Below are 6,397 nucleotides of genomic sequence, written 5' to 3' on the forward strand. Positions count from 1 at the left end.
GCGGGGCTTGTTCCAGCCGCATTTGCAGGCCAGTATCCGCCATGCCTTCAGGGCACCCGTCCGCTTCGCTCCCGACCTGATTGCGAGGCGAGACATTTCCGTCGGGCTCGGTTGCGACATCACCTTGGCCGAACGTCGGAGCTTTTGCTGCCGACCGCGTTCTGACTATGGCGGCAGCCCTCGAAGGCAATGGCGGCCTCACTGCGAAGTCGCAAGCGAAACGTGACCCGTCTCCTGGTGGAAAGCGCAAGCTTTTCTGAGGGGAACTCGTCGCGCCTGAAGAGGGGCACTTGAAGAGGGGCAGGCCCATGAGGGCCTTTGCCGAACCAAAGCAAGATGCGAGGTCAAACGCGATGCGGCCTGTCATTCCGGTATCCATCATCATCCCGAACTACAACTATGCGCGGTTCCTCAAACGCAGCATCGACAGCGCCCTCGAGCAAGACTACGCCGATGTCGAAGTCATCGTCGTCGACGATGCATCGCAGGACAATTCCACGACAATCATGGAATCCTATCGCGATGAGATACTCGCATGCCCGCGAGCGCAAAATGGCGGACACGCGGCGGCATTCAACACCGGCTTCGCGGCGAGCTCGGGCAAGATCGTCCTGTTCCTCGACGCCGACGATTATCTTTATCCAACCGCCGTCTCTACCATTGTCGAAACCTGGGACGAGGCAACCGCCCAGGTCCAGTCCAGACTGCATATCGTCGACGAGGGGCAACGCATCAAGGATGTCTTTCCGCCGCCCGAACTGGCTTTCGACAGCGGCGACGTCATGCCGAAACTCCTGCACAAGGGCCGCTATCAGACGACCGTGACCAGCGGGCTCGCCTTTGACCGCGCAACGCTCGAATCGATCATGCCGATACCGGAGCCGGAGTTCCGCCAGGGCGCCGACGGCTATCTGGCAACGCTGGCGCCGATGTACGGGCATGTCCAATCGATCGACGAATGCCTCGGCGCCTACCGGATCCATGGCGCCAACCATTCAGTCTTCGGTGAAAAGCTCGCCGAGCGGGCACGCTGGCGGGTAACTCACGATTTCCGCCGCATGCAGGCGCTGTCGGACCAGGCTTCCGGGATCGGCCTGACCATCGTGCCGTCGAATGCCGTCCGCCACGATCCGGTCCACCTGGAAGAGCGGCTGGCATCGCTTTGCGCGGACAGAGACCGACATCCCGTGGCCGACGATTCCCGGCTGGCGCTCGGGGCGGCCGGCGCCGTCGCCAGCCTCGAAATGACCGCATCCCTGCGGCGGCGTGCAATCCTTGCCGCCTGGTTCCTGTCGGTCGGAGTGTTGCCGCGGAAAATGGCGACCGCGGTGCTGTCGTGGAAGCTTGATGCGTCGTCGAGGCCGGCATTTTTGAGCCGCCTGTCCAAGAGAATCCGCCATGCCATGGGTTAGTGGGTGGCGCTGTGCCACAACTCCGCCAGGTTTTTGGGAGGTCTGGCAACCCGGGTAGATTTCGAACAATATCATTATGGGTACGTGGCGCCCCAAGCGAAAGGACAACCAGCCCATGACCTCTTATGAGCCGATGCGTCCGATGGAGCGCTGCCCATCCCACCCTGGAGCGCTGCTTGACGACATTATCCCGGCAACCGGAAAGACCAAGGTGGAGATCGCCAATCTGCTCGGAATCTCGCGCCAGCAGCTTTATGACATCATCCGCGAAAAGAAGCCGGTGTCGCCGGCTGTCGCTGCCCGTCTTGGAAAGATGTTCGGCGACGGCGCCGCGATCTGGCTCAGGATGCAGGCCGCCTATGATGCGTGGCACGCGGAACGCGAGGTTGACGTCAGCGCCATTCCAAGGCTGCATGCTGCCTGAGATGCAATAGATCGGCCGAACCACCGAGGCTCTCACAAATCGATCACGGTCCCGCCTGCCTGGACCGGTCCTGCGGTTCGACGGCTCGCTCGACCAGGACATGCGCTTCCCGCGCGGCCTCGATGAACGCGTTCCTGGCGGCTTCGGTCCAGCGATCGTCGCTCATGGCGCGGCGGCATGTGCGCAGTGCCACCCCGTGTTTGGCGCTGCCGGTGTCACGCCAGTGGGCTTCCAGCAATGCGACAGCCTGCCGTGCGTTGGAAATGTTGCGGATATCTCCCACGATGCCGACCGCAACCGCAACCGGCTTGGCAAACCATCCCTGGTTCATGGCGGGGCCTTCGACCTGTTGAACCATCTATAACGAAAATCGTAGCCCAAGGTTTCATTCGCGCCAGTCACCTCGGCGTGAGGCGGCGTCTACAGCGCTGCGCGCAGCCTGACCACGACGCTTCGCGCCACAAGCACCAGCACGGTGATGACGATCAGGATCACCGAGAGCGCTGCGATCGCCGGGTCGATGTTGTCGCGCAGGCCCATCCACATTAGCCGCGGCAGCGTGATGGCGTTGACCGAGGTGATAAACAGGGTGACGCCGATCTCTTCCCAGGACAGCACGAAGGACAACAACGCCGCGGTGACGATGCCGAACTTGATATTGGGCATGATGATGCGGGTGGCGCGCTCCCACACGGTGGCGCCGAGGCCGCGGGCGGCGAGGTCGATGCGGCGGTCGAGCTGGCTGAGCGACACCAGGATCAGCACCGTGGCGAAGGGCACCGTCATCACCGCATGCGCCATGGCGACACCCAGCCAGGTGTCATAGCCGAAGAATGAGCTGACGCCAGAGATCGAGGTCAGCAGGAAGTAGAGCGTGATTGCCGAGACCACCGGCGGCACCACCATCGGCAGCAGCACGAAACCGACCAATGCTGCCGTGAAGCGCGGCTGGAACATCCAGATGCCGAGGCTGAAGCAGAGCGCCAGCACGGTGGAAAAGGCGCTGCTGACGATGCCGATCCTGATCGAGAGCAGGATCGAACTGATCCAGCGCGGATCCTCGATCAGCGCCCGGTAATGGCGCAGCGACAATTCGCCCGACGGCATCGCCAGCATGCGGCTCGGCGTCAGCGACACCGGGATGACGGCGAGCAGCGGCAGCAGCAGGAACAGCGCGACGAGGGCGGCGAGGACCAGCGAGACGGGACCGGGGCGGTAGGTCGGCATCGCGCTACACCAGTTGCTTGGGTCTGATATAGCGGAACAGCAGCGCCATCAGCGCGCCGACAAACAGCACCAGCACGACACTGATTGCGGCGCCCAGGCCCCAGTCCGGGCTCTGGAAGATGCGAAGGTAGATCAGCTCGGCGATCATCACGCTACGGCCGCCGCCGAGGATCGCCGGCGTGACGAAGAAGCCGAGCGAAAAGACGAAGACGATCAGCGCCGAGCCGATGATGCCGGAGCTGGTCATCGGCACGAATACCGACCAAAAGGTGCGCATACGGCTGGAGCCGAGGCCGCGCGCCGCCAGCAGCACACGGTCGTCGAGGCTGCGCATCGATGAGGCCAGCGGAAACACGGCGAAGGGAATGAGGAAATGCGTCATGCCGACGATAACGCCGAACTCGTTGCGCACCAGCGCCAGCGGCTCTGAGATGAAGCCGACCGCCTGCAGCCAGGTGTTGATCAGGCCGCGATTGGACAAAAGCGCCACCCAGCCGAAGGCGCGCGTCAGCACCGAGATCCAGAACGGCACCAGGATGCAGAACTCGGCCACGACGCGCTGCACCGGCGTGCCGCGTACCCAGACAACGGTGATGGCGTAGGCGGCGACAACCGAAACGATCGTCACGATCGCCGCGATACGCAGCGTGCGGATGAAGACCGACTGCACCAACTGATCCGTGAGCAGCGCATTGTACTGCCCCAGCCCCGGCGTGGGCAGGGTGAAGCTCCATTTAACCACGCCAAGGAATGGCCAGGCATAGGCCAGCACAAGAAAGAGGAGCAGCGGCGCCATCAACAGCGCCGCGCCCATCCTGTCGGAGAGGTATGCTCTCATCCGGTTATCCCGGCTTGTCAGGCGGAGATGATCTTCGTGTATTCGTCGAGTGCCGCCCCGTAGTTCTTGGCGTACCAATCCATGTCGAGCGGGATCTGCTTCTTCATGTTCTCGGGATCGACCGGATTGATGCGCCTCTTGTCGGCGGGTATCAGCGCATCGGTGGCCGGGTTGGCCGGACCCTGACCGAGCTTTTCGAACATGATGAGTTCCTTCTCCGGGTCCTGGGTGCTGGCGATGAACTTCATCGCCGCGTCCTTGCCGCCGGGATTGCCCTTGAGCACGGCGAGCGCGCCGGGCGAGATCAGGCCCTGGTCCCAGATGAACTTGATCTTGCCGCCGGAATCCTGCTCGATGAGCGAAGCCCGGGTCGACCAGACGATCGCCATCGAGGCCTCGCCATTGAGCAGCACGCTCTGGCTTTCGGCGCCGCCACCCCAATAGGCGACGACGTTTTCCTTGAAGGCGGCGATCTTGTCATGCGCGCGCTTGAGGTCGAGCGGGTAGAGCGATGCCGGTGCGATGCCGTCGGCGAGCAGTGCCGCTTCCCAGCTCGACACGCCCCATTTGTAGAGCGAGCGCTTGCCGGGGAATTTTGCCACGTCGAAGAAGTCGGCCATGCCGGTTGGTGCCTGGCTGCCGTATTTCTCGGCATCATAGGCGATGACATAGGAGAAGAAATAGGTCGAGGCAGCGTACTCCCAGCCGAATCCCGGCCGCATCTTCTTCTTGTCGACGACCGCATAGTCGATCGGCTCGAGCATGCCTTGGGCGCCGAGAGTGATGGCCGAGAACGGATCGACGTCGACCAGGTCCCAGGTCGGGGCGCCGCTCTTGAACTGCGCCGCGATCGCGCCTTCGGTCGGGCCGGAGCCGTCCATCTTAACGACAATGCCGGTTTCCTTGGTGAAGGCCTGGCCGTAAGCCGCGTCATAGGCGGTAATGGCGTCGCCGCCCCAGTTGACGAGCACCAGTTCCTTAGCCGCGGCAAAGGCGCCGGTCGAGCGCAGCAGCATCGGCGTGCCGGCCAGCACCAGTGCGGCCAGCTGCGTAAACTGCCGGCGCGAGATCTCGCCGCGCACTGCCCTGGCGGATAGCGCCTCGATGGAATTTTTCTTGGTTTGGTTTGTCATGTCAGTTCCCCTTTTTTGTCGTTAATATTTCCTGAAAGTCAGCTTGGCGAATTCGCCGCGCCGATCGTCATTGTCCTCCGTTCGGAAGGAGGAAGCCTTTCTCCGCCGGCCAGGTCAGCCAGACGGAATTGCCCTTGCTGAGCGCGGAAGCGGCGACCTCGTTCGGCACAGAGATCGTCACCTTGGCGCCTTGCCGCGTCGTCAGATCGAGCCGCGTCGCAGCGCCGAGATAGGTCGAGGCGACGGCAGTCGCGGCAATGCCGTTCTCGCCTGTCGCGGCTTCGCGGGCGATCGACATGTATTCGGGCCGGATCGCCAGGATGGCGTCGCCCCGGACCTTCTCGGCCTTGCAGCGCATGCTGATCGCGCGGTCTTCGCAGAGGCCCGTCGAGCCATTGTTGGCCGGGCGTACGCCCTTCAGCGGCAGCATGTTGATCTCGCCCAGGAACTCGGCGACGAAGCGGTTGTCCGGCCGGTCGTAGACCTCGTCCGGCGCGCCGACCTGCAGCAATTTGCCGTGGTTGAAGATGGCGACGCGAGATGACAACGCCAGCGCCTCGCTCTGGTCATGGGTGACGAAGACGAAGGTGGTGCCGGTCTCCTGGTGCAACCGCTTCATCTCGGCCTGCATCTGGCCGCGCAGGCCCTTGTCGAGTGCTGAAAACGGCTCATCGAGCAAAAGTACGCCCGGCTCGAACACCAGCGCCCGCGCCAGTGCGACCCGCTGCTGCTGGCCACCGGACAATTGCGACGGCAGTTTCTTTTCGTGGCCCTTGAGCCCGACGCGCTCGATCATTTCGCCGACGCGGCGTTTGATCTCGGCCGCCGGTTTCTTTCGCACCTTGAGCGGAAAGGCGATGTTGGCCTCGACGCTCATATGCGGGAACAGCGCATAGCCCTGGAACACCATGCCGGCGGCACGCTGCTCGGCCGGCCGCTCGGTGATGTCGACGCCGTCGCTGTAAAGGCGACCGTCGGTCGGCTGAATGAAGCCGGCAAGGATCATCAGGAAGGTGGTCTTGCCGGAACCGGAGGGGCCGAGCAGGGTGAGGAACTCGCCACGGCCGATATCGAGCGTCAGATCGTCCAGCGCACGGAACGAGCCGAAGCTCTTGCCGATCCCGATTGCCTTGATCTCTGCGGCCCGGCCGGGTTGCTGCATCCTGCCCTTTCCTTAGCGTAGCCGAAATCGTAGGCAGGGCGGCGGCTCACCGCAACCGAATAGTTTTCGCCTGATCGGCAAATTTGATTCATCTATGCGCCAATCTCCCCTCGAGGGGCAGGGCTATCGCATATGAGTGATGGCATTGATGAGATAGTCGTCGTTCCAGGCGCATTTCTTGATGCGATGGCTGATGGGAAC

General features: G+C 63.0%; 7 protein-coding genes. 2 read left to right on the forward strand and 5 right to left on the reverse strand.

The window, feature by feature from the left end:
* Positions 1–353 precede the first annotated feature (353 nt).
* Together NKI72_RS28035 and NKI72_RS28040 are read left to right on the forward strand one after the other, a co-directional pair.
* Positions 354–1,412, forward strand: coding sequence for a glycosyltransferase family 2 protein (locus NKI72_RS28035; protein ID WP_352831998.1), 1,059 nt, complete (start codon positions 354–356; stop codon positions 1,410–1,412).
* Positions 1,413–1,527: 115 nt separating this feature from the next.
* Complete coding sequence (locus NKI72_RS28040; protein ID WP_352451482.1) at positions 1,528–1,836, forward strand: HigA family addiction module antitoxin; 309 nt, start codon at positions 1,528–1,530, stop codon at positions 1,834–1,836.
* Positions 1,837–1,879: 43 nt separating this feature from the next.
* Here the strand turns inward: NKI72_RS28040 and NKI72_RS28045 are convergent, their stop codons facing one another.
* The 5 genes from NKI72_RS28045 to NKI72_RS28065 form a co-directional block, all read right to left on the reverse strand.
* Complete coding sequence (locus NKI72_RS28045) at positions 1,880–2,167, reverse strand: DUF982 domain-containing protein (protein ID WP_352451481.1); 288 nt, start codon at positions 2,165–2,167, stop codon at positions 1,880–1,882.
* Positions 2,168–2,256: 89 nt separating this feature from the next.
* Entirely contained in the window at positions 2,257–3,063 is an 807-nt protein-coding gene (locus tag NKI72_RS28050) for an ABC transporter permease (RefSeq protein WP_352743677.1), read from the reverse strand.
* 4 nt (positions 3,064–3,067) lie between these two features.
* Positions 3,068–3,901: an ABC transporter permease gene (locus tag NKI72_RS28055; protein ID WP_352473751.1), complete on the reverse strand. Its 834-nt coding sequence runs from the start codon at positions 3,899–3,901 to the stop codon at positions 3,068–3,070.
* A 17-nt stretch (positions 3,902–3,918) separates the two neighbouring features.
* Positions 3,919–5,034: an ABC transporter substrate-binding protein gene (locus NKI72_RS28060; protein ID WP_023677269.1), complete on the reverse strand. Its 1,116-nt coding sequence runs from the start codon at positions 5,032–5,034 to the stop codon at positions 3,919–3,921.
* Positions 5,035–5,101: 67 nt separating this feature from the next.
* Positions 5,102–6,196: an ABC transporter ATP-binding protein gene (locus NKI72_RS28065; RefSeq protein ID WP_023677270.1), complete on the reverse strand. Its 1,095-nt coding sequence runs from the start codon at positions 6,194–6,196 to the stop codon at positions 5,102–5,104.
* Positions 6,197–6,397: the final 201 nt, after the last annotated feature.

This window comes from Mesorhizobium sp. M0437, assembly GCF_040321335.1.
Classification (GTDB): Bacteria; Pseudomonadota; Alphaproteobacteria; order Rhizobiales; family Rhizobiaceae; genus Mesorhizobium.

Coding starts and splice junctions, on each gene's coding strand:
- NKI72_RS28065 (WP_023677270.1), bottom strand. CDS start 6,196: ATGCAGCAACCCGGCCGGGCCGCAGAGATCAAGGCAATCGGGATCGGC.
- NKI72_RS28050 (WP_352743677.1), bottom strand. CDS start 3,063: ATGCCGACCTACCGCCCCGGTCCCGTCTCGCTGGTCCTCGCCGCCCTC.
- NKI72_RS28035 (WP_352831998.1), top strand. CDS start 354: ATGCGGCCTGTCATTCCGGTATCCATCATCATCCCGAACTACAACTAT.
- NKI72_RS28045 (WP_352451481.1), bottom strand. CDS start 2,167: ATGAACCAGGGATGGTTTGCCAAGCCGGTTGCGGTTGCGGTCGGCATC.
- NKI72_RS28060 (WP_023677269.1), bottom strand. CDS start 5,034: ATGACAAACCAAACCAAGAAAAATTCCATCGAGGCGCTATCCGCCAGG.
- NKI72_RS28055 (WP_352473751.1), bottom strand. CDS start 3,901: ATGAGAGCATACCTCTCCGACAGGATGGGCGCGGCGCTGTTGATGGCG.
- NKI72_RS28040 (WP_352451482.1), top strand. CDS start 1,528: ATGACCTCTTATGAGCCGATGCGTCCGATGGAGCGCTGCCCATCCCAC.